Consider the following 22,172-nt stretch of genomic DNA (forward strand, 5'->3'; position numbering starts at 1 on the left):
CGCCTTGTAAAGGCGAGGCTTGTCATTCTTTTTGTCAAACATATATTAGAATTTTTGATATAATAGCAACATTGTAATCAAGCATAATTTTATAACTTTAGGGGCAGAATATATATTCTGGGGCAGAATTTGCTATTTGATGAAAGACCAAAGACAGAAAAGAAAGATTTATTTGATAGAGAAAAAGAACTGAATGAAACCATTTCAAATTTACATAGACCGCTAGTCCTTCTTACTGGAGTTAGAAGAATTGGAAAAACTTCCCTTCTCCTTGTTACTTTAAATGAAACTAGAGTTCCTTTCATATTAATTGATGCTAGAAAACTAAAGCAAAATTATGGATTGAAAGATCTGTATATGCTTATTTCAGAATCTCTTTCATCTTCCATTGATAAATTAGGAGATATATTAAAAAAAATTAGAGGTGTTGAGATTTTTGGAATTTCTGTTGAGCTTTCATGGAAAGGAAGAAAATACGTCTCTTTATCGGATCTTTTCGATCATCTAAATGAAAAAAGGGTTATAATAGCAATAGATGAAGCCCAAAAACTAAGGGGGCCTCTATCAAAAGAAATTAAAGAATCAATAGCACACGCCTATGATTATGATAGACGCTTGACTTTTGTTTTAACTGGATCTGAAATTGGCTTACTTTATGATTTCATTGGAAGAGAAAATGAAAAATCTCCTTTATATGGCAGATATTATCACGAAATAAAAGTAAATAGATTTTCAAAAAATGAGAGCATAGATTTCTTAAAAAAGGGTTTTAATGAATATAATAGGAAAATTAATGATAATATAATTGAAGAAGTTGTTGATTTCTTTGATGGGATTCCTGGTTGGTTAACTTTAGCTGGAAACTATTTGGTATCAGGTAAAAGCTTTGAAGAAGTTAAAGAAATTAGCATTAAAATAGCTTTAAATGAAATCATTAATTTAATTGAAAACAAAAAGAAAGTTTCAGAAATAGCTGCTAAAAGATATAGACATGTTTTGAAATGCATATCGGAAGGAGCAAATAATTGGAGTAGTCTTTATGAATGTCTTATAAGAAAAGATGGATCAACAGTTTCATCAAGCGTTTTACATAATATTTTATACCAACTTGAAAACATGAGCATAATTTCAGAATATAAATTCTTGGATTCAATTTATGAAAAGGCGGCAGCAAAATTATAAACAATAAATGATAACAAACGTTGTTTTTATGTAAATGCTTAAAACAAAATAAATTCTTGTGTTATATTCATTAATAGGTTAAAAAAGACAAACTAAAAATTGAACCCTTGAGTTAAATAAATAATATTTCAATTTATATAACTTTTCTTGTTATGTAACAAAATACTTTTTTAATCTTTTATATTAGCTTACAATTTTTTTATATATTCATAGTCATCATCTGTTAGACTAAAACCAATTGATCCCATTATTTCCTCAATATGATTTTTATTTGCAGATTTGGGTATAGGAATAGAATTTCTAATTAAATAGTTTAATGCGATCTGTACACTAGTTTTTCCATATTTCTTCCCTATTTCTTTTAGTTTCTCATCATAATACACTCTTCCTTTACCTAAAGGAGAGTATGCAATTATTTTAACACCGTTTTTATTTGCAAAAGGTATTAAATCTTTTTCGGCCCATTTATTATAAACATTATACTCTATTTCATTGGCAACAATTTCATATTTTTTAGTTGAATTTATAGCATCGTTTAAAAGATCAACATCAAAATTACTGACACCCATGCACCTTATAATTCCTTTATCTATAAGATACTCCATAGCTTTTATCGACTCTTCTATTTTTACATTTTTATTTGGCCAATGAATTAAATAAAGATCTATGCTCCTTATCTTTAGCCTTTCCCTGCTCTTTATTGCAGACTTAATTAAGCTATCATAATATAAATGGTTTGGCCATACTTTAGAAATGATAAACACTTTTTCTTGGTAGTCTTTTAATGCTCTTCCAATTAGTTCTTCTGCGTGTCCATTTCCATACATTTCAGCGGTATCAAATAAATTAATACCTTTCTCATATGCAAATAACAATATATCTATATATTTATTATCCTCAGAATAATCTTCACTCCAATATCCTCCACCGAAACCCCAAGTACCTAAACCTACTAAGCTAACTTCCTTATCACAAATCTTCATTTTATTCCCCATATTAATATTATGATCAAAAAATTTATGGTTTGTTATAATTTGAGCTATTGCAAACCTTAGATTTTAAACGAAAAAGAAAGATTTATAAATCGAGTAAATTTACAAGATTTTGGTGAGATTATTGACAAGCGAGGGTATATGAGATGCCTTTCTTGTGGGGCATCCTTTAATATAGACCAAAAATTAATTGTCTGTCCCATTTGTGGTGGATTGCTTGAAATAATTAATGAATTTCAAGATATTAATAAAAATAGTTTAAAAGGGAGAGGAGTATGGAGATATAAAGAATTAATACCAGGAAATTACAAAAAAATAGTTTCATTAAATGAAGGAAACACCCCTCTAATAAATTCAAAGAATTATGAAAACTTATACTTAAAGTTTGAAGGGCTTAATCCTACTGGCAGTTTTAAAGATAGAGGAATGACTGTAGCAATTAGTTCTGCGTATTCATTAGGATATAAAATTGTTGTAGCAGCATCAACTGGAAATACTGCTGCATCTGCATCAGCATACTCAGCAAGGGCAGGCATAAAGACTCTATTATTTTTACCGAAAGGTAAGGTAGCTAAAGGAAAGATGTTTCAATCAATATTACATGGGGCAGTAATAGTTGAGGTCGACGGTAGTTTCGATAACGCTATGAGCAGGGTAAGAAAAGTATTTAACGAAGACAAGGATATCTATCCTGTTAACTCATTTAACCCATGGAGATTAGAGGGACAGAAAACAATAGCATATGAAATATATGAAGACATAGGAAGCCCAGATTTTGTTATAGTTCCAACAGGTAATGCTGGTAATATTTATGCTATATGGAAAGGGTTTAAAGAGTTAGAAAATTTGGGTATTATAGATAAAATGCCTAAAATGATAGCTGTCCAAGCAGAAGGTGCTTCCCCAATAGCAGATTTTATAAATAAAAATCAGAATGAAATGAAATTTGTTGAAAATCCAGAAACCGTAGCAACAGCTATTAGAATAGGAAAGCCCGTTAACTACATGAGAGCCATAAAAGCTATCAAGGATTCAAAAGGAACAGCATTAAAAGTAAGCGATGATGAAATATTGTACGCTCAGATTTATCTTGCAAGAGAAGAAGGAATCGGAGTTGAACCAGCTTCTGCATCAACCATGGCAGCTTATAAAAAACTCTTAGATAATGGTTACATAGATAAAAAGGATAGAGTAGTTTTAATTTTAACAGGTCACGCTCTAAAAGATCCCAATATAATGGTTAATACTGAAATCCATAGCGTATCTCAAGATAATATAGAAATACTAATAAATAAATTAAAGATCTAAAAGCATATTTATCTTAGGGTTAAAATTGGAAAGTTTAAAAGATATACAAGAGGAAATAATAGCTTGTAGAAAGTGCCCAAGATTAATCAAATACATTAACGATGTAGGTAAAAATCCACCAAAAAGATTTAAAAATTGGACCTATTGGGCTAAGCCTGTACCGAGCTTTGGAGATGAAAATGCAGAAATTGCAATAGTTGGATTAGCGCCAGCAGCCAATGGGGGCAATAGAACAGGCAGGGTTTTTACGGGAGATCATTCTGGAGATTGGCTATTTAAAGCCTTATATGAAGTAGGATTAGCCAATAAGGCTACAAGCGTTAATAGAGATGATGGATTAAGAGTAACAAACGTATACATAACAGCTGTTATACATTGCGCTCCACCTCAAAATAAGCCAAGCAGAGACGAAATCAATAATTGTTTACCTTATCTCATTAAAGAGCTAAAATTATTGAAAAACCTAAAAGTTATAATAGCTTTAGGGAAGATAGCCTTTGATACTATTTTGAACATTTATAAAGTTAAATACGAATTCAAGCACTTAGCTATTTATAAGCTCCCCGATAACAAAAAATTAGTAGCAAGCTACCACCCTAGTGCTAGGAACACAAACACAGGTTTAATGAAGTGGGAAGAATGGGTAGAAGTGTTTAAAAAAGCAAAAGAAATAATTGGTGAATAAAATGGTAGGAGTTCCAGCAGAAATAATTAATAATTTGTATGCTGGACCTGGTTGCATAGATTTAAGAAAACATAACATAAGCCCTGATATAGTAATTACATTAGACCCTGGTTGCACAATCAAAGGAGATAGTAATAGAATAGTTTTGCCAATAGAAGATTTTAGTGTAGAGCCTATAAAAAATATAGGAAGAGCTGTTGAAGTGATAGAAAATAATTTAAAATCAAATAAAAAAATTTATATTCATTGCCATGCAGGCTGTGGAAGAACAGGTACCGTTGTAGTTTCATACTTAATCTTATATAAAGATTTTCATTTAAACCAAGCATTAGATTTATTTTACAGCAAAAGACGTTGTGGGCCTGATTCAATGCCGCAGGAATTATTTCTAGAAAGTCTTTACAAGCTTAAGAAAGAAATTAAATCGCCAAATCAAATCATTAAAAACTTAATAAGATCTGAAACCCTAGATGATTTTCTAAACTATTTAAGGTAATAAATTTGAACTGCAAGTTAATACCAATTTTATCCATGGGTTTATATGTTGAGCCAAGTCTCTATCCAAAGCCAGGTGGTATTACTCCATTTAACCGCGACGATAAAAACTATTTTGATTTCTTAATTCACGCTTCATTAACTGCAAAAATAATGCAGGAAACTTGCAAAAGATTTGAAAAAAAGGAAAGAGGAATTATAGCTAAGGCTTTAAATGAATATAGGAATTATTTATTAAATTATGATAGGAAAAACATAGCTTTTGGAGAATTTTTACTCCACATACCTTTGTCTATAGGTCTTGCAATATCATCAAATATTAAAGAAGTTGCAATAAATTCTTCTAAATATGTTATTGAAGAAACTGGAGAATATGAAGGGAAACTATATTACGAAATTCTGAAAATACTATCTCCTTCGTATTTAGGAAAATATGAAGGTTTAATGCCTGACATTTTTTCTTCATATCCCAAAAGTTTATATGAAGTTTTAAGTGCTTATAGTTGGGATTTAGTTAATAGAGAAATGATTAATGGATATCAGATATCTTTAGAGACTATCGAATATATAAAAAGATTTGACAACTTAAATGAGGCTTTTCTCAAAGGGTTATTATATATAATTTCAAGATATGGCGATACTTTAACTGCAAAAAGGAACGGTTTTCATTTTTATAAGAAGATGATTAATGATGCCAAAATAGGTCTATATATATCTGAAAAATATGGCATTAATTATGCAATTAATTATTTAAAAGGTATTTGGGGGGAAAATATAAGTCCTGGATCAGCATTAGATGTATTATCTTCATCTATTAGCCTTTATTTTTTAGATCTTTATCTTTAGCTATTAAAACATATTCTATAACTTTTCCTCCTTCCAATTTAATCACCAATACGTTAAACTTCCTAAGAGAGTCTGCTGAAATATATATTGAATATAAAGAAGCAATTAGTATAGCAAAAAGAGATAAAGATAACGCAAATTGTAATCCTGCATTTAACCCATAAAACTTCCATGGTGGTAAATAGTATATAATTGATATAGATAAAAATGAAAATAATATAATAGATATTATTGGTTTTAACACGTTTATCCTTTTACGTTTAATTTCAATTTGGGCATTAGTATATTTAATTGATTTTCCATTAGCTAGGTTTACAATAACATTATTATCTTCCTTATTAAATGATAAGGCAACTCCATTTACCAAAAGAACTACCTCTCATTACATATATTATTTATTTGTTCCTCCAATTGTTTGAACTTGGAATGACTAACTCTATTAAAATTCCATTCTTCTTTACTGTATTTTTCATCATATAGCAAATTTGCTAATTCTATTTCTTTTCTATTTGGTATAGAATAATAAACATCATCATAACTTAGCAATTCCTTATACGAATTAACAAATGCCTTTATTATATCTTCCACACTTATGTTATTATTAATTTCAAATAAGTTGGTTACTCTATATTTTACGCTGCTAACACCCTTATCTATAAGCTTTTTCTGGGATATCTTCAAAACAGATGAAAGTCTTTCCATATCTGTATTTAAAAGCATAGCACCATGGAAAAATAAAGCATTCCAAGAAGTACTTGCAGCAGTCCCGCTTACCTTTCTATTATTCACAACAATATCATTAATGTTCTCTAGTTTTGTATCAAATCCTAAAGAATTTAACGCATTAATAGGGCCTTTAATCAATTCACTAAATATATAATCAACAGGACTTATATATTTTGATCTATTATTTGAGACAGCTATAGAATAATTTAAGTTTCCTAAATCATGATAAACTGCTCCCCCTCCTGTGGGTCTTCTAATTAGCTGTGCGTCTATTTTCTTTAAATAATCTAAATTAACTTCTTCCTCAGCCTTTTGGAAATACCCAATTATCACTGCGTTTTTATTTCTGAAAAATCTCAAAGTATCATCAATTAAATTACATCCTTTAGCTCTTGCTAGCGCTTCTTCAAATGCTATATTAAAATAGCCATCGTGAGGAGTCTCAAACATTATAACCCTTAACTTACTCATTTTATTCACCCTTCAATGAACATATTATTACATCTACAAAATCATTAATTGTTGAACCCAAAAGTTTTGCTTTGGATAAGTGCTTTGTAACTATTTCATTAATAAACTTTTCATTTATCTCAACTCCCAATAAATCTTTCTCAAGTTCCCAAATAACATCTTCAGGAAAAACCATGAAATCTCCTGTTATAGATATGTTCTTTATTTTACCATTATATTGTTCTGATGATACTCTTATTAATCCTTTTTTCGCCTTTAGCTCACAATATCCCATTTTATTCCCCATTTTATTTATTTATTTTATAGTTTAAAACTTTAAAACCATAAAGTTTATATTTGTAAACCGAGATACTGAATTATTGCCTGGCCCGGCCATAGCTGCCGGGCAACACCCGGACTCGTATCGAACCCGGAAGTTAAGCCGGCCGCGTTGAAGTTGCCAGTGAGTTCCGAAAGGGCTCGCAGGCGCTTCAAGCCGGGGCCAGGCGTTTTGCATTTAAGCTTTAATTGCTAAAAAAATCTTGTGAAAGAAATGGATAAAGAAGTCATATATGATATTGTACAGCTAATACCCATGGGATATGTAACAACATATAAAGCGTTAGGAAAATTCTTAGGTCTTCATCAGAGGAAAGTAGCTCAATTATTAAAAAATAACAAGAACCCTATCATAGTTCCATGCCATAGAGTTGTTATGAGTAATGGAAAAATAGGAGGATACACACCTTACGGAAGTAATGTTAAAAAGGCTTTATTGATATCAGAAGGCGTAGAAATTATAGATAATAAAGTCAATAAAAAACACATAATAAGAGACTTTAACGTTTTATTAAATGATTTTTACTGAACTTTTTTCTTGAAAACGAATTTTATGTCTTTTTGATTGAGTTTATCAACTTTCATCTCTATAGATGCAACCTTAGCAAATTCGTAAGCAATCATTGTAGCACATCTCCAAGAATCCATTATAACTTCAATAGTTTCTCCTGGATTTAATTTACTTAACAGCCTAGTTACTAAAACATATCCTTCAGGACATTCTTTCCCTCTGTAGTCATATTGTTGTGTGCTCATTCCAATCACACTTCTTTCTCTATAGAGAATGTTTTTAAACGATAATATATAGACTACGACGGAAACATTATATTATCTATTATATATTCCACAAGTCTTAGATTTTCATCACTTCTAATTAGCTTAGGTACATTAGTCAGTAAATCTCCTTTAATAATTTCTCTACAATCAGAAAAGTTAAAAGAAACATTATCCATCTCAACAAAAAATCCTGAACCTCTATTTGTGTAGAACAAGTAATAAACCTTGCTCATGTCATTAGAAAGACCGGTCAATAACACATTAGGCATTAAAACTCTAAAGTTTTTTAGATAACTTTCTAGTTCATTAGGTAATCCTTCTTTGCATATAAGCCATTTTGATTTACAATCCTCGTTTGTTTTTTCTTGACAAGACATTTTTCCACCTATTAAATAATTCATTTAAGGAATTTATTAATCCCTGCCTATATTTGTTATAGCGGTGAAAAAACATGAAATTTTTAAGGTGCAAACCGGATCAAGTTCCCACAGGAGTAGGTAAAAAGGTTGCAATTATCGGCGCTGGAACAGCCGGTTTAGGTGCTGCAGGTATTCTAAGATGTAAAGGTTACCAAGTTACAGTTTATGATATGCTACCTGAGCCTGGAGGTATGTTAATATTTGGAATACATGTTTTTAGAATACCAAAGCCTCCAGTTAGAGAAGGAGTTAAGGAATTAATGGATGCAGGTGTAGAGTTTGTTTTAAATACTAAAATAAACGCAAATATAAGCTATGGTATAATGGATAAAATAATAAGTCCAAAGCAATCAATAGATCTCGAAGATATAATAAAAGAACATGATGCAACATTAATTGCAACAGGTACATGGGAAAGTAATAAAATGAACGTTAAAGGGGAAGATCTACCATGGGTTTTCCCCTCTATGGAATTTATTGTTGCAACTCATTTAGCAAAGTTTGGTTACAGACCATGGGATATAGTTCCTAACCTATCAGGAAAGATTTTGGTTATTGGAGGAGGATATACTGCTGAAGATGCAGCATATATACCCATAACTTATGATGAATTTAAGAACAAGATTTCAAAAGTAGTTCTATCATATAGAAGAAGTAAAAAAGAAGCACCAATGGGAGTAATGGAAATGAACAATATAGAAGCTGCAGGCGTAGAAATATGGGAACTAACAGTACCTACAGAGTTTAAAGAGGTTAATGGAAAAAGGATTGTAAGATTGATTAGAAATCAACTAGTCCATGCACCTGGCGAGAAGAGACCTAAACCAGTTCCCATACCAGGCAGTGATTTTGAAGCTGAATTTAACTATGCATCAAAAGCTGTTGGAGAAAGACCCACTGCACCATTAACAAATAATTGCTGTGGAATTACATTGACAGATTGGGGAACAATTGTAACTGATAAGAATTTGATGACTACGAGAAAAGGTGTTTTTGCTGCAGGAGACGTTGTTCATGGCCCATCACAGCTTGGACCTGCACTAAAAAGTGGAATGGATGCAGCAAATGCTATAATGAAATATTTATCTAATATCTAAAAAACACTATTTAATAAACCGCCATCAAAGGGGATTGATGCCCCACTTATATATGTGTTTTTACTTATTAAATAATTAACCAATTCACCTATTTCTTCCGGTTTTGCCATTCTTTTCAAAGGTATGCCCCTTTCTATTTCATTTATTATATCTTCTTTGTTCCTTCCTTCATTTTTTGCCCTAGAATTTACAATCTCTTCAACTCTTTCCGTTTCAATCCATCCAGGCATTATCATATTTACCTTCACTCCATATTTTCCTAGCTCTTTAGCTAAACTTTTCGTTAGCCCAGCTAATGATATTCTTACAACATTGCTCAATATTAGGTTTTCTTGTGGTTCTTTTATTGCGAAGCTACTTAAATACACAAATGAACCTCTGCTTTCTTTTATGTATGGTAATGAAAATTTAGTTATCCATATAGCACTTAAAAGTAATGATCTAACAGCTTCGTCCCATGCATCTAGTTGAGTGCTTTCAAAATTACCGGGTTTTGGTGGTGGGGCCACATAAACTAACGCATCTAACCCTTTTAATATGTTTACTGATCTATCGACTAAATTTTTAACATCATTTAGATTCCTAAGATCTGCAATTATTCCATAAACCTTACCATAATTTTTCAAGTTATTTAGGGCTTTCGTTAAATTTTCTCCATTATGGCCTGAAATTACCACTTCATTATTATATTGCAATAAAACTTTAGAAATACCATACCCAATTCCTTTTGTTGAAGCTGTAACAATAACTTTCATTGAGAGCACCAATAAATATAACTATAAAAGAAAAATAAAAGGATTTATAATATTAGTTTAGGTAATGTTAATGCTTTTTGATACCTTTTCTCTACATCATCCCAATTAACTACATCCCACCATTTATCTACATAGCTTCCTCTATCGTTTTTATACTGTAGGTAATATGCATGTTCAAATACATCACAGGCAAGCAATGGAACTAAATTCATTGTTATTACGCTATTATGTTTCTCTACCTGTGTTATTTTAAGATCTCCCGTAACAGGATCTAAAGCTAATATAGCCCATCCAACTCCTTCAACTAACTTAGCAGCATCGCCAAAAACCTTCTTGAATTTTTCGAATGACCCAAAGTTCTTATTAATTGCATCAGCTATTTGACCTCCTGGAGTTCCACCACCTTTACCTGTAGGAGCCATATTTAACCAATATAGCGTGTGAAGCACATGGCCTCCATAGTTAAATTCAAAATCTCTTGATACTGCTCTTACATCTAAAGTAGTTTCTTGACCATTTAGGTATTTCTCTAGTTTTTCTATAGCAGCATTTGCTCCATTAACATAAGCCAAATGATGCTTATCATGATGGAATGTTAATATGTCCTTACTTAATACTGGCTCTAACGCATCATACGAATAAGGTAATGGAGGAAGTTCATATCTCTTATATGATACCATACTATATCGCCTCATTTATATATATTATTCATACTAGATTTTAAGTTTTAATATAAACTTTTTCTGATTAGAATCAGTTTTAGAAAATGTTTGGGAAGAACATCTTCTTATCATCTAAAGAGACTTCCTTTAACTTAATTTTATATACATCCTCTATTATTTCCTTCTTTAATACGCTCGTTGGATCACCATACGATTTAACTTGACCATTTTTTAATAACAAAATCTTATTGGAAACGTTAGCATAATATATTTCGTGCATTGTAAATACAACTGTTATTTTCATTTTTACTGATATATCTTTTATAAATGTAAGTATTTTTGCCTGATTAGTTATATCAAGAAAAGCCACAGGCTCGTCTAACAAAATTATCTTAGGATTCCTTGCAAAACAGCCTGAAAGCAAAACCAACCTCTGCTCTCCACTACTTAAATTACTAAAAGGAGTTTTCAAATAGTTTTTATCGAAAAAGTTAAAATACCATTTCCTAACTTTATTTATATCATCTTTGCTAATGAAGAACTTTTTATCATTACCATAAAGCTGTGCCAAAAGTATATCTTCCACGTTAGCATATGGATCTATATTTGGATTAGCTGGTAAATATGAAATGATATTTCTCGATTCTTCAGGCGGTTTACCATATAACAACACACTTCCATAAGTTGGTTTTATTAAGCCGGCCATTATTTTAAGCAAAGTAGTTTTACCAACTCCATTAGGGCCTAATATTGCTAGTATTTCTCCTTCATTTAAGCTAAAATTTATATCTTTAATAACTTCCTTATCTTTTATGAAGTATGAGACATTGTTTACATAAATACTTTCCATTATAGTCTACCTCTATATTTTAATGCAAGATAAATTAAAACAGGTGCCCCAAAAATGCTAGTTATAGCCGTTAAAGGTGCTTCACTTGGATAAATAACAAGCCTTGCCAATATATCGCTAAAAATAGCTAAAAGAGAGCCAGTTAAAAGGCTCATAACTAACGCTTTCCCAAAGTTACTACCAACGATAAGTCTTGCCATCCAAGGTGCTGCTAATCCAATAAAGCCCACAGGACCTGCCATTGCAACTAGTGCTGCTGTTGATAAAGAAGCAGCTATTACTGATATTATTCTAATGTAAGATACTTTAACACCTAAACTTCTTGATAAATCTTCACCTAGCATTAAAGTGTTTATAGCTTTCCAGTTATAAAACATAATTATCAATGAAATCATAACTAATACAGAACTTCTTTCTAACGTATTAAGTGTAGTAAAAGATACGCTACCGAAAAGCCAAAATAAAACGCTTGGTATTCTTGGACCTAATTTTATCATATAGATCGTTGTTAAACCGCTCAACAAATAAGATAAAGAAATCCCAGCTATAATTATAGTTGTTGAAGAAGATCTAAAAATCGCAGATATTAGTAGAACGAAACCAAGACTTCCTAGTGAACCTACTAGTGCAACAAAATAGAGTTGATAATATGAATAATATCCAAAGTATTCTGCTATAGTTACTCCAAAAATTGCTCCAGAGCTAATTCCTAATAAATATGGATCCGCTAACGGATTTTTCAAAGTGTATTGTAGAGTTAATCCTGACGAAGATAATCCTATACCTAAAAGCAATGCAGCTAATGTTCTCATTAGCCTATAATTCAATATATCTCTATAAGTTGATTGAAGTTTAATTCCAAAAATTGCTTGAATGACCTGATCAAAACCTACTTTTGAATAAGGACCAGTTGATAAAGATATCAAAAAAGAAATAGGCAATAAAAAAACTAAAATTATTGAAATAATGTTATTAACAGATATTTTCATTAAGTTCGCCTATTTGTTTATTGGAAAACTCGTTGGAGAAACATTAGTGGGAACACTTGTAATGTTAAATAAGCTTGGATGTGTTATCATCATAAATAATTTGACTCCATATACAACTAATGGTCCGGGCTCATTTAAATAATCAGAATAATATCCATTTATTAAATAAACCCTATTGTATTTAATTGCAGAAATATTCATATAAGCATTACCTATTGAGCTCTGAAGCCAATTAATCAGATCCGTTTCATTTATTAAACCTCCATTACTATCAATTATAATTACACTTGGATTAGCATTTAATAATTCTTCAGGGCTTATAACTGGCCAACCAGATAGATTTGAAAATACATTATTATTTCCAGATAGCATAATCATATCATTTTGAAAGGTATTTCCTCCTGCAACATAAGTAGGATTTATCCATAACAAATATGCAACATTTTGAGGCGTAACATTGTTTGCCAAATATCTAAAATAAGATATATTTGACGACATAGATTCTACTAAACTAACAGCTTGTTTAACATTACCTGTAGCTCTTCCCGCCATGATAATTGCATTATAAAGATCACCTAAGGAATTATAAGATGGCAATAATATTACAGGTATTCCATAATTTTTTAATATATTAGAAACTGAAGAAAATTCCCATTCATATGTTCCTATAACTAAATCGGGCCTAGCAGACAATATTTGTTCTATATTTGGTTCTGAATAAGTACTTCCTATATTAATTATTTTGCCGCTGTTATACAAATTAGTTAATTCATTTTCATATTGGGGAGGTAGATAATAAAGACTATCATTATCTACGCCAACTATTTGATTAGTAGCATTTATTGCTAATAATATTTCTGTAGTAGCAGGATCCAACGAAACTATCCTAGTTGGATATGTTGGTATTGTAACGGTTGTATTTGTTGCATCCAATATAGTAACAGGAAAGTTATTTTGAACTGCAAGAGAATTAATTTTCTGTTCTAAGTATAAAACTTCGCTATTTATGCTCGAATTAATATTATTCACATTACTTTTTAAAGATCCGACTTCAACTGACAAACTAGCTATTTTTTCATTAAATGTTTCTTGCGTTTTGTTGTTATAAATTGCAAGTGTTGAATTTAAATTATTTATCTCTTTTTGCATTTCATTATACAATAAAGCCATAGATAGTCCAAGCGCTCCAAACCCAATAATTACTATTATCAAAATTGCTATGATCAAATTACTCGTTTTCACACTTTCACCTCTGGATACCCTATCCAGTTATTACTCATTAATAAATCTTTCTTATTACTAAATATATGCAGGTGTGAGTACGTGGAGAAAATTATCGAAATAGCGAATGAAGTCTCAAGAGAAAAAGTTAGAGGAGCTTCTTGGAGCGCTGAAGCTATGGCTAAAGCAGTCTACGAATTAGGTAAAGCAAAAGCAGTTTCATGTAATGATATAAACGAAATATCAAAAGTTATTGTTAATGCTAATCCAGCTATGGGAAGCCTATATAATTTATCATTAATACTTAAAAATTCATGCGATTTAAAAAAAGAATTATATCTTGCTGCACAAAAATTCTTGGAATATATGAATTTATCAAGAAATTCTATAGTTAGATATAGTAATGAATTGTTTAGAGAAAGCGCTAATGTCTTTACTCTTAGCAATAGCAGCAATGTTTATAATGTTATTAAGGAGAACAAAGATAAAATAAACAAAGTTTTGGTTGCTGAATCTTATCCAGGAGGAGAAGGAGCTATTTTTGCAACACAAATAAAAAGCTTGGGTATAGATGTTGAATTATATCCAGATGCATCTATAAGCAATGCTATTGAAAAGTCAAGTTTTGTATTAATTGGAGCAGATACAATAACTATTGATGGATGCTTATTTAATAAGGTTGGGACTAAAAATGCAAGTATAATAGCAGGTTATTATGGAAAACCAGTTATAGCTGTTTTTGAACCCTTCAAAATTAATCCTATTATGAAATGCGATCAGGATATTGCCATAGCAAGGTCATATCTAATACAAGGATACGGAGAGCTTTCATATAGGCTTTTTGATCATTTACCTAATAACTTACTCGATGGAATATTAAGCGTTAATGGCCTTATAGATCCTTCAGGTTCCAATTTAAGTAGGTTGCACGAATCTTTTTTAAATTGGTTTACTAACATTTAAACTTTTAAACTGATAAAATAGTTATTAATAAAGTGGGTTCATTTGACTTTAGTTGTTGCAATAGACAGATCAAATACTGAAGATGGAAAAGATATAATAAGTATTTTAAATAATATTTGCAATATGGTTGCAGGAGTAAAGCTAGGAATGCCATTATTATTAAAACACGATCTAAACCTTTTGTCTAACATAAGGAAAATATGCAAGAATAACTTAATTATAGATTTAAAGTTAGCAGATATTGGAGAAGTTATGGTAGAGACAGTAGAACTTTTTAAAAACTATGCAGACGCTGTAATTGCTCACTCATTTATTGGCAAAAATGGCGCATTAGATAAATTAAAAAATTATCTTGATGAAAATAATATGAAATTAATACTAGTCGGTTCTATGAGTCATAAAGGATCTGAAGAAATTTATGATAAGGAAATAGATAATATAATAAAACTAATAAAAGACATAAATCCATGGGGAATTGTTCTGCCAGCAACTAGACCTGAAATTATAAAAGTATTTAGAAGAGAACTTGGAAATGAAATAAAGATTCTTTCTCCCGGTGTAGGGGTTCAAGGAGCTAGACCAGGATCAGCACTTTGCTATGGTGCAGATTATGAAATAATAGGCAGATCAATAATGAATTCTCCAGATCCAAAAGAAGCTACAAAAGTTCTAATATATGAACAGAAAAGGGGGATGTATGAGTGCAAGAAATAAAAAATATTGATATATTTTCTAAGGTTTTATATGATACCGGATCTATAAAAGTTGGAAAATTTTTGTTAGCAAGTGGAAAAAGTAGCTCAATATATGTTGATATGAGAAAATTGCTTGGAAATGCTGATGGGTTTAAAATGATAGGTAATCTATTAAGTCAAAAAGTCAATGAATTAAGTAAACATGAAAAACTAGATGTTATTGCTGGAGTTGCAACCGGTGGAATTCCTTGGGCTTCAATAATTGCATATCTAAACTCGATACCAATGGCATACATAAGGCAACCTAAAGGCCATGGAACTGATAGTAAAGTAGAAGGAGCCGATGTGAGCAATAAATACGTTTTAATAGTTGATGACGTTTCAACTACGGGAGGCAGCATAATAAATTCCATAAACACAATTAAAATGCAAAAAGGTATTGTTAAATCTTCCTTAGTTATAGTTGATAGGGGCGAAGGAGCAATTGAAAATTTAAAAAAGGAAGGAGTCGATTTACATTATCTATTTTCTTTAAAAGATATTTTAAATAGTTTGCTTAACCAGAAATTAATTGATGTAAGTATTTATAATAGCATAATTTTTGAGCTTTATGGTGATTAATATGGGTTGGTATAATAAAGACGTGGTGAATATTTTAGATTTTAGTAGGGAAGATATTGAACTGCTTTTTTCAAAAGCTGATGAAATGAGAGCGCAATTAAAAGATAAAAGTGTTAAGAAAACATTAAGCAATAAAATAATTGGTATTGCATTCTTTGAACCATCTACAAGAACTCGTATGAGCTTTGAAACTGCCGCAAAAAGACTTGGAGCAGATACGGTAGGTTTTACTGGAGAAGAAGGGACTAGTGTTGCTAAAGGAGAAACATTTGCAGATACAATTAAAATGATTGATTCTTATGTAGATGCTATAGTTTTAAGGCATAAATTTGAAGGGGCAGCATTGTTCGCATCAGGTATAGCTCAAAATCCAGTTATTAATGGTGGAGATGGCAAATCCCATCATCCTACTCAGGCCATGCTTGATCTATATACTACAAAAACACTATTCGGCGAAATAGATGGACTCACATTTGCTTTAATAGGTGATTTAAAGTATTCAAGAACTGTTTCTAGTCTAATCTATGGATTATCTATGTTTAAACCGAAAGAAATCATATTAATATCACCTCAACAACTTAAGCTGAGGGAAGAAATTAAACTGTTTGCTGTAGATCATGGATTAAAGATTAGAGAAGAAGAAAACATTGAAGCTATTTCTGAAGCAGATATAATTTATGTAACTAGAATTCAAAAAGAAAGGTTCCCAGATCTCCAAGAGTATGAGAAAGTTAAAGGTAGTTATAAAATAAATAAAAAAATACTTGAAACACATGCTAAGAAAACTGCTAAAGTTTTGCATCCATTGCCAAGAGTTGATGAGCTAAGCCCAGATGTTGATAATACAAACTATCAAGCATATTTCTTGCAAGCAAGTCTAGGAGTTCCACTAAGAATGGCTTTATTATCTTTGGTTTTGGGAGGTGATTAAATATGGATACGCGCAAAGATGAAAAACTCCTTGTAAGTAAAATAGAAAATGGGACAGTTATTGATCATATTAATTCTGGTCGGGCCTTAGTTGTATTAAAAATTTTAAACATAAAAGGCAACGAAGGATATAGGATAGCTATTGTTATGAATGTGCCCAGTACTACTATGGGGAAAAAGGATATAGTAAAGCTTGAAGATTACTATCCGAACTCAGAAGATCTAGAAAAAATTAGTCTAATTTCTCCAAATGCAACTATAAACATAATAAAAGATTATGAAGTTATTAAGAAATACAAAGTAGAGATACCTAATAAAATAAAAGGTACACTAAAATGTAACAACCCGACATGCATAACAAGAAAGTCTAATGAGCCAATAACAAGTAGCTTCACTTTGCTAAGTAAAGATAAGATCAAACTTCAATGTGATTATTGTGGATCAATATTAACTGAGGATGATGTAATTAAGGAGCTTATTGGCGAATCTCAATGAGCCTAATAAGCTCAATTTGTGGAATGCTATATGACAGCAGAGGCTTTTTAGGAGATGGATGTGTTAATGTTAATGAAAAAGGTTTTATAGAATCTGTATCAAAGATACCAAAATCTGAAAAATCATTTAATTTTAATAAATACATTATTGGCCCAGGTTTAATAGATCTCCACGTTCACTTAAGAGGCTTAGATCTTTCTTATAAAGAAGACGAAGAAAGTGGAACAAAATCTGCCCTTCAATCCGGAATTACTCTAGTAGTTGACATGCCAAATACAAGGCCAAGACTTGATAATCCAAAATCTATAAAATTAAAACTTAATTCTTTAAAAGAAAAAAGCTATACTGATTATAGTGTTTATTCATCTATTCCAAAAAACACAAGTGATATAGAAGAAATATTAAAGTTACCTATTGCAGGCTTTAAGATATACCCAGAAGATTTAGGAAGTAAAATAGAAATAATCAAAGAGGTTTTAAAGTTGAATAAACTTATTATACTACATCCTGAAATGCCCGAGGCTGAAAGAATTAACGATGAAGAAAACATTTCAAGAGGTACATTAAGAGGTTGTAATTTAGAAAGCGCTTCAGTGTATTATTTACATAAAGTAAATAATCGTGCAAAAATACATGTTACTCACGCTAGTTGCCCTTCGACTGTATTTGAGGCAAAAAAATTTGGCTATACTGTAGATGTAACACCTCATCATCTTTTTTATAATAGCCATAATCAAGGATGTTATTATAGAGTAAATCCGCCCCTTAGAGATGAGACTACTAGACAGAATTTGTTAAAATTGTTCTTAGATGGATATGTTGATGCATTATGTAGCGATCACGCTCCACATTCTTTAAAAGAAAAAGAAAACTTTAAAACATGCCCTTCAGGTATTCCTTGGCTAGGTACTTGGCCGTGGATTATATTTAGACTTGTAAAATATAATTTAATTAGCATACAAGGTTTCTTTTACTATATGTCTTATTCACCTTCAATAATTTTGAACCTAAAGAATTATGGGCTGATAGAAAAAGGATATAGAGGGAATATAATAGCTATTGATAAAGATAAAGTGTGGAGATTTACCAATACATTTAGCAAAGCTCCTTACTATGGCCATTTCTTAGAAGAAAATTATGGATTTGTTAAAAGCGCTTTTATTGGAGGTAAATTAGTTTTTGATGAAAACGGTTTAATAGAAAAAACTGATACAATTAATCCATTTAATAATTTTAGTTAGATAAACTTGTACCTTAAATAAAAAATTAGAAAGCTATGAAATTCCTAATTATTCCATTAAAAATCTGTATTTTACTGCATGATTCTAATCTCTAAAAACAATGATTTCTTTTAGATGTTCAATTTTACATTAAACTATCAAATCAATGATTTTCTAATCCTTTTTTGACCTTTGATGACCTTTGATAAATAGTTATTGCCCCAAGTATTGCTATTACCAATACTATTATATTAGCTATTAACTTTAAATTAAAAACAGCAAATATTGATGCTATAAACAAAAGAATTAACCTTTCACTTCTTTCCAATAATCCAACTCCTTCCATCTTAATCCCCAATAATTCACCTTTTGATCTTGCATAGCTTACAACTTCGGAAAATCCTAAAGCAATTATGGATAAGTAAGGATTGATGCCGGCAAAAATTAATGCCAAAAAGAAGAGCATGTCAGAGATCCTATCAGTCAAAGAATCTAAATATGCCCCAAATTTTGTTGTTTTATTAGTAGCCCTTGCAATAGCTCCGTCCACTACATCCATAAGCCCTGAAAGTATTATCATTATAGGAATTGTAATATAAAGCCTATAGTACGCCAATATTGGGGCAATTATTGCAAATATAAAACCAATCAATGTAGCTCCATTAGGCGTTAAACCTATTTTTGATAAATATCTTCCAATAGTCTTTGGTAATATCTCGTTAACGTACTTTCTTAATTTTCCGAGCAAAATAATTACCTCATGTATATCTTCCTGCATTAATGCTTAATATATGTCCAGTTATTCCTCTAGAAAGCTTTGGGTCTGAAAGGAAAAAGACTGATTCTGCAACATCTTCTGGCTTCAAAATAATTTTTAAAGGATGTAAATCTATGATACTTTTTTTCCTGTTTTCATCTTTTAATACATCAGCGACCATATCGGTATCAACAAAGCTTGGAGCAACAGCATTAACTCTTATTCCGTATTTTGCTAATTCGTTAGAGAGCCTTTTAGTAAACCCTATAACACCTGCTTTAGCAGCCGAATAAGATACCCCTCCATAAACGCTTCCAGTCTGACCTGCGATACTTGATATATTAACTATTGAAGCCCATTCAGATTTTTTTAATAAATTTAACAAATATTTTGTAACTAAAAATACCCCAGTCAAATCAATGGATATAATTTTATTCCATTCATCAAGCGTCATCTGTTCAAAAGGCGTATAACTAATTACACCAGCATTGTTTACCAAAACATTTACGTGATCTACTATAGAATTCACACTTTCTGCAAAATTTCTAACACTTTCTTCATTGGAAACATCAACTCTAAAACTATGTGCATTGGCAGCTCCTATTGATTTTAGTTCTTTTATTGTCTCTTCAGCTCTTTCTTGGTTGCTATTAAAAGTAATTATAACTTCATAACCTTCTTTAGAAAATCTCTTTGCTATAGCTTTTCCTATACCTCTATTTCCGCCTGTTATTATTATGACATTATTCAATTTAACCCCCTATAATATTTTAAGAGTTAGATTTAAATTTTTAATACAGCCCTCCCAATCAATTTTCCAGTTATCATATCATTATATGCATTATTTATTTCATTTAAACTATATGTTTTATAAAATGGCCTTATTTTTCCTCTACCTATAACATCTATAGCTTCTTGATATTCCTTCTTTGTATAAGCAGCTGAGCCAATAATACTAATTTCATTCATTACAATAAATGCTGGTCTCATTAAGTTTATAGTTTCACCAGATATGTTACCTATTAAAATAAGTTTACCTTGTTTTTTCAGAGAAAGCATGCTTTCATTTATAGTTAAACTACCAACAATTTCAAACACTGCATCTACTTTTCCACTTCTCTTATAAAAATCAAAGGATGTAACAGGTATAACATTTAGATCCTTTAATATTTTTGCCTTTTCTTCGTTTCTAACATAAGCATAAACCTCATAAAAATCAGATAGATATTGAATAGCATGTATACCTACACCGCCGTTAGCCCCTGTGACTAATACCTTAGATCCCTTATCTAAGTGAGCTAAATTATTTGCATGAATTATTGTCGCAACTCCACAAGAAGCCGCGGCATATTTTTCGTAATCATTATTAGGTAATTCTATTAAATTCCAATATGGTACAGCTATTAATTCGCTATACCCACCAAAATCTTTTTCACCTATTATAGAATAATCGTTGCAAAGATTCTCTTTCCCTTCCATTAATTCTAAACAACTCTTTCCTACTTTTGCTGGAAAAACTGCAACACTTTTACCCTTATATTCTCCAAATATCTCATGACCTAATATCAACGGTGGCTTTAAATTCTTAAAGCCTCCTTTCCATATAACTAGGTCTCTCCCACATATCCCAACAGCTTTTATATTTACAATAACCTCATTTTCTTTTGGTTCAATATTGATCTCTTCTATAGAAAAGGGTTTTTGAAACTCTTTTAATATTGCAGCTCTGCTTTTCATATCTATCACATAAATAATAATTAATAAATAAAGATTATAAAAATTAAAGCTAAGAAAAATCATTATAATTTTTCACAATAATTTATAAACCTAAATGCAAAACCTTGAAAATCATATATATTCCTACAACAACTATAATTACACCATAGGCTTTTTGCAAAGTATTTTTGGGAGCTTTTACAGCTAAAGAAGTTCCAATGTAACCTCCTAGTAAGCCTCCTATCAAATATAACAAAGATATTGAAACTATTGTATCACCATAATGTAAATATAATAAACCACTTGCTAATCCAAAGGTTCCAACACTTATTAATGAAGTTCCTATTGCCCTTGATATGCATAAAGAAGCTGAAAACATAAGCGCTGGGACTATTAAAAATCCTCCTCCTATACCAAAATATCCGCTAACAAGACCTACAACAAAACCAAATAAACCAACTAATATTAATGATCTTGATGTTAGTTTTTTACATTTGCTAACAGATTCATTAATTCTTGGTATTTCTTCATGAGTCCCTGCTTTTACTGCATTTCTTCCAAATCCCACATAAAATCCTAATATTATCATAGCTATTGCAAAATAAAGCAAAAGGCTGCTACCTGGGGTTATATGACCTAAATAAGTTCCTATTAAGGATCCGATAACTCCCACTCCCGCAAAAACTCCACCTATTTTTACAGCTACATTCCTTTTTCTCAAATGCATATAAGAATTTGCAAAAGCATTTAAACCAACAGCTAAAGCAGTTGTTCCCAACGCTATATGCGCTGCATTAGGCATATCGCTTAATCCCACAAAGTAAAGCAAAAGAGGAACAGCAAGTATCGAACCTCCACCGCCAATTAAGCCAAGAGAAAAACCAACAATAACACCAGAAACTATAGATAACATATATTGATCTAATGTTATCATTTTTCATCACTTTTACAAATTAAAATTAATAGATTTTAGAGGAATATA

General features: G+C 30.9%; 28 protein-coding genes and 1 rRNA gene. 14 read left to right on the forward strand and 15 right to left on the reverse strand.

Features of this window, described 5'->3' with window-relative positions:
- The first annotated feature begins 129 nt into the window (after positions 1-129).
- The gene (locus Q0C16_RS03340) at positions 130-1,182 is read left to right on the forward strand and encodes an ATP-binding protein (RefSeq protein ID WP_292319623.1); all 1,053 of its coding nucleotides are present in this window, start codon (positions 130-132) and stop codon (positions 1,180-1,182) included.
- Between the two features lie 188 nt (positions 1,183-1,370).
- On the opposite strand, the gene Q0C16_RS03345 is transcribed toward Q0C16_RS03340, so the two are convergent.
- Positions 1,371-2,165, reverse strand: coding sequence for an aldo/keto reductase (locus tag Q0C16_RS03345; RefSeq protein ID WP_292319624.1), 795 nt, complete (start codon positions 2,163-2,165; stop codon positions 1,371-1,373).
- Between the two features lie 150 nt (positions 2,166-2,315).
- Between Q0C16_RS03345 and thrC the strand changes: the two genes are divergently transcribed.
- Genes thrC through Q0C16_RS03365 form a run of 4 tightly spaced genes read left to right on the forward strand, consistent with a single transcriptional unit; the run spans position 2,316 to position 5,508 of the window.
- Positions 2,316-3,482, forward strand: a complete 1,167-nt coding sequence (gene thrC, locus Q0C16_RS03350) for a threonine synthase (protein ID WP_292319625.1) — start codon at positions 2,316-2,318, stop codon at positions 3,480-3,482.
- 25 nt (positions 3,483-3,507) lie between these two features.
- Positions 3,508-4,167: a uracil-DNA glycosylase gene (locus Q0C16_RS03355; RefSeq protein WP_292319626.1), complete on the forward strand. Its 660-nt coding sequence runs from the start codon at positions 3,508-3,510 to the stop codon at positions 4,165-4,167.
- Between the two features lies 1 nt (position 4,168).
- A complete protein-coding gene (locus Q0C16_RS03360; RefSeq protein ID WP_292319627.1) occupies positions 4,169-4,663 on the forward strand; it encodes a dual specificity protein phosphatase family protein in 495 nt (164 codons plus the stop codon).
- Positions 4,664-4,668: 5 nt separating this feature from the next.
- On the forward strand, positions 4,669-5,508 hold the full coding sequence (locus Q0C16_RS03365; RefSeq protein WP_292319628.1) for a triphosphoribosyl-dephospho-CoA synthase: 840 nt from the start codon (positions 4,669-4,671) through the stop codon (positions 5,506-5,508).
- Here the strand turns inward: Q0C16_RS03365 and Q0C16_RS03370 are convergent.
- From Q0C16_RS03370 to Q0C16_RS03380, 3 genes are read right to left on the reverse strand one after another with little or no spacing between them, the layout of a single operon-like run.
- Positions 5,477-5,875 (reverse strand): hypothetical protein, encoded by a 399-nt coding sequence (locus tag Q0C16_RS03370; RefSeq protein ID WP_292319629.1) that lies wholly within the window; start codon positions 5,873-5,875, stop codon positions 5,477-5,479. The genes Q0C16_RS03365 and Q0C16_RS03370 overlap by 32 nt on opposite strands.
- Before the next feature lie 5 nt (positions 5,876-5,880).
- On the reverse strand, positions 5,881-6,705 hold the full coding sequence (locus Q0C16_RS03375) for a biotin/lipoate A/B protein ligase family protein (protein WP_292319630.1): 825 nt from the start codon (positions 6,703-6,705) through the stop codon (positions 5,881-5,883).
- 1 nt (position 6,706) lies between these two features.
- Positions 6,707-6,979 (reverse strand): lipoate protein ligase C-terminal domain-containing protein, encoded by a 273-nt coding sequence (locus Q0C16_RS03380; protein WP_292319631.1) that lies wholly within the window; start codon positions 6,977-6,979, stop codon positions 6,707-6,709.
- A gap of 90 nt (positions 6,980-7,069) precedes the next feature.
- Here Q0C16_RS03380 and rrf point away from each other — a divergent pair.
- Positions 7,070-7,189 (forward strand): 5S ribosomal RNA (gene rrf, locus Q0C16_RS03385).
- A gap of 48 nt (positions 7,190-7,237) precedes the next feature.
- The gene (locus Q0C16_RS03390; RefSeq protein WP_292319673.1) at positions 7,238-7,552 is read left to right on the forward strand and encodes an MGMT family protein; all 315 of its coding nucleotides are present in this window, start codon (positions 7,238-7,240) and stop codon (positions 7,550-7,552) included.
- Here Q0C16_RS03390 and Q0C16_RS03395 read toward each other — a convergent pair.
- The gene (locus tag Q0C16_RS03395; protein WP_292319632.1) at positions 7,546-7,779 is read right to left on the reverse strand and encodes a sulfurtransferase TusA family protein; all 234 of its coding nucleotides are present in this window, start codon (positions 7,777-7,779) and stop codon (positions 7,546-7,548) included. The two genes, Q0C16_RS03390 and Q0C16_RS03395, sit on opposite strands and share 7 nt — an antisense overlap.
- 53 nt (positions 7,780-7,832) lie before the next feature.
- The gene (locus Q0C16_RS03400; protein WP_292319633.1) at positions 7,833-8,177 is read right to left on the reverse strand and encodes a hypothetical protein; all 345 of its coding nucleotides are present in this window, start codon (positions 8,175-8,177) and stop codon (positions 7,833-7,835) included.
- Positions 8,178-8,251: 74 nt separating this feature from the next.
- Between Q0C16_RS03400 and Q0C16_RS03405 the strand changes: the two genes are divergently transcribed.
- Positions 8,252-9,316: an FAD-dependent oxidoreductase gene (locus Q0C16_RS03405; RefSeq protein ID WP_292319634.1), complete on the forward strand. Its 1,065-nt coding sequence runs from the start codon at positions 8,252-8,254 to the stop codon at positions 9,314-9,316.
- Here Q0C16_RS03405 and Q0C16_RS03410 read toward each other — a convergent pair.
- The 5 genes from Q0C16_RS03410 to Q0C16_RS03430 form a co-directional block, all read right to left on the reverse strand.
- Positions 9,313-10,071, reverse strand: coding sequence for an SDR family oxidoreductase (locus Q0C16_RS03410; RefSeq protein WP_292319635.1), 759 nt, complete (start codon positions 10,069-10,071; stop codon positions 9,313-9,315). The two genes, Q0C16_RS03405 and Q0C16_RS03410, sit on opposite strands and share 4 nt — an antisense overlap.
- A 44-nt stretch (positions 10,072-10,115) precedes the next feature.
- Positions 10,116-10,751, reverse strand: coding sequence for a superoxide dismutase (locus Q0C16_RS03415; protein ID WP_292319636.1), 636 nt, complete (start codon positions 10,749-10,751; stop codon positions 10,116-10,118).
- 79 nt (positions 10,752-10,830) lie between these two features.
- Positions 10,831-11,583 carry an ABC transporter ATP-binding protein gene (locus Q0C16_RS03420; RefSeq protein ID WP_292319637.1) on the reverse strand — a complete coding sequence of 251 codons (753 nt, stop codon included), beginning with the start codon at positions 11,581-11,583 and terminating at the stop codon, positions 10,831-10,833.
- Positions 11,583-12,572: an iron ABC transporter permease gene (locus tag Q0C16_RS03425; RefSeq protein WP_292319638.1), complete on the reverse strand. Its 990-nt coding sequence runs from the start codon at positions 12,570-12,572 to the stop codon at positions 11,583-11,585. Before Q0C16_RS03425 ends, Q0C16_RS03420 begins: the two co-directional genes overlap by 1 nt.
- 9 nt (positions 12,573-12,581) lie before the next feature.
- Positions 12,582-13,814, reverse strand: a complete 1,233-nt coding sequence (locus Q0C16_RS03430; protein ID WP_292319639.1) for an ABC transporter substrate-binding protein — start codon at positions 13,812-13,814, stop codon at positions 12,582-12,584.
- Positions 13,815-13,895: 81 nt separating this feature from the next.
- Between Q0C16_RS03430 and Q0C16_RS03435 the strand changes: the two genes are divergently transcribed.
- From Q0C16_RS03435 to pyrC, 6 genes are read left to right on the forward strand one after another with little or no spacing between them, the layout of a single operon-like run.
- Complete coding sequence (locus tag Q0C16_RS03435) at positions 13,896-14,756, forward strand: hypothetical protein (protein WP_292319640.1); 861 nt, start codon at positions 13,896-13,898, stop codon at positions 14,754-14,756.
- A 42-nt stretch (positions 14,757-14,798) separates the two neighbouring features.
- Positions 14,799-15,470 (forward strand): orotidine-5'-phosphate decarboxylase, encoded by a 672-nt coding sequence (gene pyrF, locus Q0C16_RS03440; RefSeq protein ID WP_292319641.1) that lies wholly within the window; start codon positions 14,799-14,801, stop codon positions 15,468-15,470.
- A complete protein-coding gene (gene pyrE, locus Q0C16_RS03445; RefSeq protein ID WP_292319642.1) occupies positions 15,458-16,072 on the forward strand; it encodes an orotate phosphoribosyltransferase in 615 nt (204 codons plus the stop codon). The genes pyrF and pyrE overlap by 13 nt, the downstream gene beginning before the upstream one ends.
- 1 nt (position 16,073) lies before the next feature.
- Positions 16,074-17,003, forward strand: a complete 930-nt coding sequence (gene pyrB, locus Q0C16_RS03450; protein WP_292319643.1) for an aspartate carbamoyltransferase — start codon at positions 16,074-16,076, stop codon at positions 17,001-17,003.
- 2 nt (positions 17,004-17,005) lie between these two features.
- Positions 17,006-17,497: an aspartate carbamoyltransferase regulatory subunit gene (pyrI, locus tag Q0C16_RS03455; RefSeq protein ID WP_292319644.1), complete on the forward strand. Its 492-nt coding sequence runs from the start codon at positions 17,006-17,008 to the stop codon at positions 17,495-17,497.
- Complete coding sequence (gene pyrC, locus Q0C16_RS03460; RefSeq protein WP_292319645.1) at positions 17,494-18,738, forward strand: dihydroorotase; 1,245 nt, start codon at positions 17,494-17,496, stop codon at positions 18,736-18,738. The genes pyrI and pyrC overlap by 4 nt, the downstream gene beginning before the upstream one ends.
- Positions 18,739-18,880: 142 nt before the next feature.
- Here pyrC and pgsA read toward each other — a convergent pair whose 3' ends face one another.
- From pgsA to Q0C16_RS03480, 4 genes are all read right to left on the reverse strand, one after another.
- Positions 18,881-19,465, reverse strand: coding sequence for an archaetidylinositol phosphate synthase (gene pgsA, locus Q0C16_RS03465; RefSeq protein ID WP_292319646.1), 585 nt, complete (start codon positions 19,463-19,465; stop codon positions 18,881-18,883).
- A 10-nt stretch (positions 19,466-19,475) separates the two neighbouring features.
- Positions 19,476-20,225, reverse strand: a complete 750-nt coding sequence (locus Q0C16_RS03470) for an SDR family NAD(P)-dependent oxidoreductase (protein WP_292319647.1) — start codon at positions 20,223-20,225, stop codon at positions 19,476-19,478.
- A gap of 32 nt (positions 20,226-20,257) precedes the next feature.
- On the reverse strand, positions 20,258-21,211 hold the full coding sequence (locus Q0C16_RS03475; protein ID WP_292319648.1) for an alcohol dehydrogenase catalytic domain-containing protein: 954 nt from the start codon (positions 21,209-21,211) through the stop codon (positions 20,258-20,260).
- Positions 21,212-21,293: 82 nt separating this feature from the next.
- Complete coding sequence (locus tag Q0C16_RS03480) at positions 21,294-22,124, reverse strand: sulfite exporter TauE/SafE family protein (RefSeq protein WP_292319649.1); 831 nt, start codon at positions 22,122-22,124, stop codon at positions 21,294-21,296.
- Positions 22,125-22,172 lie beyond the last annotated feature (48 nt).

It is taken from the genome of Caldisphaera sp. (genome assembly GCF_023256325.1).
Lineage (GTDB): Archaea > Thermoproteota > Thermoprotei_A > Sulfolobales > Acidilobaceae > Caldisphaera.

What these genes read in the sequence shown, in the direction of transcription:
- Q0C16_RS03425 (WP_292319638.1), bottom strand. Translation starts at nt 12,572, where the DNA reads ATGAAAATATCTGTTAATAACATTATTTCAATAATTTTAGTTTTTTTA.
- Q0C16_RS03380 (WP_292319631.1), bottom strand. Translation starts at nt 6,979, where the DNA reads ATGGGATATTGTGAGCTAAAGGCGAAAAAAGGATTAATAAGAGTATCA.
- Q0C16_RS03475 (WP_292319648.1), bottom strand. Translation starts at nt 21,211, where the DNA reads ATGAAAAGCAGAGCTGCAATATTAAAAGAGTTTCAAAAACCCTTTTCT.
- Q0C16_RS03405 (WP_292319634.1), top strand. Translation starts at nt 8,252, where the DNA reads ATGAAATTTTTAAGGTGCAAACCGGATCAAGTTCCCACAGGAGTAGGT.
- Q0C16_RS03480 (WP_292319649.1), bottom strand. Translation starts at nt 22,124, where the DNA reads ATGATAACATTAGATCAATATATGTTATCTATAGTTTCTGGTGTTATT.
- Q0C16_RS03420 (WP_292319637.1), bottom strand. Translation starts at nt 11,583, where the DNA reads ATGGAAAGTATTTATGTAAACAATGTCTCATACTTCATAAAAGATAAG.
- Q0C16_RS03395 (WP_292319632.1), bottom strand. Translation starts at nt 7,779, where the DNA reads ATGAGCACACAACAATATGACTACAGAGGGAAAGAATGTCCTGAAGGA.
- Q0C16_RS03345 (WP_292319624.1), bottom strand. Translation starts at nt 2,165, where the DNA reads ATGAAGATTTGTGATAAGGAAGTTAGCTTAGTAGGTTTAGGTACTTGG.
- Q0C16_RS03375 (WP_292319630.1), bottom strand. Translation starts at nt 6,705, where the DNA reads ATGAGTAAGTTAAGGGTTATAATGTTTGAGACTCCTCACGATGGCTAT.
- pyrI (WP_292319644.1), top strand. Translation starts at nt 17,006, where the DNA reads ATGGATACGCGCAAAGATGAAAAACTCCTTGTAAGTAAAATAGAAAAT.
- Q0C16_RS03410 (WP_292319635.1), bottom strand. Translation starts at nt 10,071, where the DNA reads ATGAAAGTTATTGTTACAGCTTCAACAAAAGGAATTGGGTATGGTATT.
- thrC (WP_292319625.1), top strand. Translation starts at nt 2,316, where the DNA reads ATGAGATGCCTTTCTTGTGGGGCATCCTTTAATATAGACCAAAAATTA.
- Q0C16_RS03360 (WP_292319627.1), top strand. Translation starts at nt 4,169, where the DNA reads ATGGTAGGAGTTCCAGCAGAAATAATTAATAATTTGTATGCTGGACCT.
- Q0C16_RS03390 (WP_292319673.1), top strand. Translation starts at nt 7,238, where the DNA reads ATGGATAAAGAAGTCATATATGATATTGTACAGCTAATACCCATGGGA.
- pyrC (WP_292319645.1), top strand. Translation starts at nt 17,494, where the DNA reads ATGAGCCTAATAAGCTCAATTTGTGGAATGCTATATGACAGCAGAGGC.
- pyrB (WP_292319643.1), top strand. Translation starts at nt 16,074, where the DNA reads ATGGGTTGGTATAATAAAGACGTGGTGAATATTTTAGATTTTAGTAGG.
- Q0C16_RS03400 (WP_292319633.1), bottom strand. Translation starts at nt 8,177, where the DNA reads ATGTCTTGTCAAGAAAAAACAAACGAGGATTGTAAATCAAAATGGCTT.
- Q0C16_RS03415 (WP_292319636.1), bottom strand. Translation starts at nt 10,751, where the DNA reads ATGGTATCATATAAGAGATATGAACTTCCTCCATTACCTTATTCGTAT.